Annotated in this window: 3 protein-coding genes; 1 reads left to right on the forward strand and 2 read right to left on the reverse strand. The window is 46.3% G+C overall.

What is annotated here, in order from left to right; all coding sequences use genetic code 11:
- Nucleotides 1-26: 26 nt before the first annotated feature.
- Complete coding sequence (phaB, locus tag PX484_RS13390; RefSeq protein WP_002801052.1) at nucleotides 27-743, reverse strand: acetoacetyl-CoA reductase PhaB; 717 nt, start codon at nucleotides 741-743, stop codon at nucleotides 27-29.
- 12 nt (nucleotides 744-755) lie between these two features.
- Complete coding sequence (gene phaA, locus PX484_RS13395) at nucleotides 756-1,946, reverse strand: acetyl-CoA acetyltransferase PhaA (protein ID WP_287765116.1); 1,191 nt, start codon at nucleotides 1,944-1,946, stop codon at nucleotides 756-758.
- A gap of 219 nt (nucleotides 1,947-2,165) precedes the next feature.
- Here phaA and PX484_RS13400 point away from each other — a divergent pair.
- A partial coding sequence (locus PX484_RS13400) for an FAD-dependent oxidoreductase (RefSeq protein ID WP_288104219.1) occupies nucleotides 2,166-2,789 on the forward strand: 624 nt, incomplete at its 3' end.

The following is a 2,789-nucleotide window of genomic DNA, read 5'->3' on the forward strand; positions in this document are numbered from 1 at the left end:
ACTGATAACTGATAACTGATAACTGATTAGGTGTGGTGGGCCCCATTAACTCTGAGGACTTCTCCAGAGACATAACTGCTGGCAATAGGAGAGAGTAAATAGGCAGTTGCCCAGGCGATATCTGCGGGTTCACCGAAGCGACGACAGGGAATTTCGGCGGTGATTTTATCGCGAACCTTATCGGGAATCGCTAAAGTCATTTCCGTGTTAATAAACCCCGGTGCGATCGCATTGGCGCGAATATTATAACGGGCAGCTTCTCGCGCTAGGGATTTGACTAAACCGATAACTGCCGCTTTTGTGGCTGCGTAATTAGTTTGGCCGGCATTACCGCGATCACCGGAAATAGAACTAATACAAACGATCGATCCCGCTTGTCGTTCGTACATTCCCTCAATAAACGGCTTAATCGTGTGATTAACCCCTTTTAAGTTGACATTAATCACTAAATCCCAATCTAGCGGCGTTAATTTAGCGAAAAAGTTATCTCTGGTAATCCCCGCGTTAGCGACGATACCGTAAACCGGTCCCAATTCCGCTTCAATTTGTTGAGCTGCCGCTTCCATGGATTCCAACTTAGTCACGTCGGCGACAATGCCTAAACCCTGGGGATTATCGGTGACTAAATCCGTGTAAGCCACCTTGGCCCCCAATTCTATCAAAAGAGAGACAATAGCCGCCCCAATGCCTCGATTTCCGCCGGTAACGACGATAACTTTCTCCTCTAGTCCGAGAGATACCATAGCTTTTTCCTCCTAAACTCTTTCAATTGCGATCGCTGTTCCGCCACCGGTCCCATGACAGATGGCCCCCATACCGAGGGTTTTATCCTGTACTTTCAACGCGTTAATTAACGTCACCAGAATTCGCGCTCCGGAAGCGCCGATGGGATGACCCAATGCGATCGCACCACCGTGAACGTTTTGTTTTTCCCTCGCTAACCCCAGATCCATCTCAAAAAGCAGATTATTTAAGGCAAAAGCTTCGTTATTTTCCACTAAATCGAAATCTTCGATCGTTTTATCTAAAGATGATAGTAATTTTTTCACCGCTAGGACGGGGAACTCTGGAAAGCGATCAGTTTTTCCAGCACCCACAGCGCCGCCAAGGATTTTGGCAATTGGTTTTAAACCGTACTGATCCACAGCTTTTTGACTGGCTAAAAGGATAGCGGCGGCCCCATCGGAAATCTGACTACTATTCCCTGCGGTTAAAACTCCCGATGGATTAAAAGCCGGCCGCAGTTTTCCTAACCCTTCTGGGGTACTATCGGAACGAATACCCTCATCTTGAGCGATAATTGTGGAACCTTTCTTAGATTTAAGCTCAATTGGCACGATTTCGCCCTTAAACCAGCCTTTTTCTGTGGCTGTGGCCGCTCTTTGGTGGGATAAGGCGGCAATTTCGTCTAATGCTTGCCGAGAAACCCCGCGATCGAGACAGAGGCGATCAACTTGGGAACCCATGCCCTCAGTCGTGGTAGCATCGGTTAAGCCATCGTGCAGTAATAAATCCGTTAATTGTTCCGGCGCACCCATAAGGAATTTATAACCCCACCGGGCCCGATGGGAGAGAAAAAAGCCAGTTTGGGACATGGATTCTATACCACCAGCGAGGACGAGATCCGCTTCTCCGGCGCGGATTGAGGTGGCAGCGTTACTAACGGCAATCATTCCCGAAGAACAAACCATATCCACCCGATATCCGTCCACGCTTACGGGAATTCCCGCTTTAATCGCCGCTTGTCGGGGAATTAACTGACCATGACCAGATCCCAAAACATTGCCGAAAATGTACAAATCTAGGGCTTCTGGGGGCAAATTAGCGATTTCTAGGGCGGATTTCATCACTGTTGCCCCTAAATCCGCCGGGGATAATCCCATTAATCCCCCACCAAAACGACCAATTGGAGTCCGGACAGCGGCCACGATATAAACTTCTTGCATAGACTTCTCTCTATTGGGAAGCGAAGATACTAGATAGAATTTGCTTAAGAATATCGAGTCCGAAAAGATCAAAATCCCAATTTACTGTCATTGGTTAAAAGTTCCTGGCCCCGATGCCTTGAGTTTTTGTCTATCTACCCTCGATCTTGCAACAGAATTTCTGTGTCAGAACATATATTCATTAGAATTTAACTTTTCCGGCAGCAATCCCCTTTTTTTATGGATTTAGTCAAGCGTCTAGTTTTTATCGGTGGTGGCCATAGTCATGCGATCGCCCTTCGTCTTTGGGGGCAATCACCCCTAAAAAACGTTCAATTAACTTTAATTAGCGATGTCACCCATACCCCCTATTCGGGAATGTTACCTGGCCACATCGCCGGTTTTTATGATTTTGCCGAGACTCATATCGATTTACCTTCTCTAGCTAGGTATTCTCAAGCGCAATTCTGTTTAGCCAAGGCTAATTTTATAGATACGGAAAAATGTCAAGTAATTTGTAATAATTCTTTACAGATTCCCTTTGATTATCTCTCGATCGATATCGGCAGCATTCCGGCAGTGGATAATGTTATCGGTGCTAAAGAGTACGCTATCCCCGCCAAACCAGTGCCGATTTTTCGGGAAGGATGGCAAGAAATCCTCAAAAAAGCGGTTAGTAACCCTAATAATCCTCTCAATATCGTCATTGTTGGTGGTGGCGCAGGCGGGGTCGAATTAGCTTTAAATATGCAGTCCCGTTTGGCCAAAATTCTCAACTCTAGCAGTAATTTGAATTTATCTCTAATTCATCGAGGAAAAAAACTCCTACCAGCCCATAATAATTGGGTCGGTCAACGTTTAGAG

The organism is Microcystis sp. M49636_WE2 (genome assembly GCF_030065375.1).
Taxonomy (GTDB): Bacteria; Cyanobacteriota; Cyanobacteriia; order Cyanobacteriales; family Microcystaceae; genus Microcystis; species Microcystis aeruginosa_C.

What these genes read in the sequence shown, in the direction of transcription:
- phaA (WP_287765116.1), bottom strand. Translation starts at nt 1,946, where the DNA reads ATGCAAGAAGTTTATATCGTGGCCGCTGTCCGGACTCCAATTGGTCGT.
- phaB (WP_002801052.1), bottom strand. Translation starts at nt 743, where the DNA reads ATGGTATCTCTCGGACTAGAGGAGAAAGTTATCGTCGTTACCGGCGGA.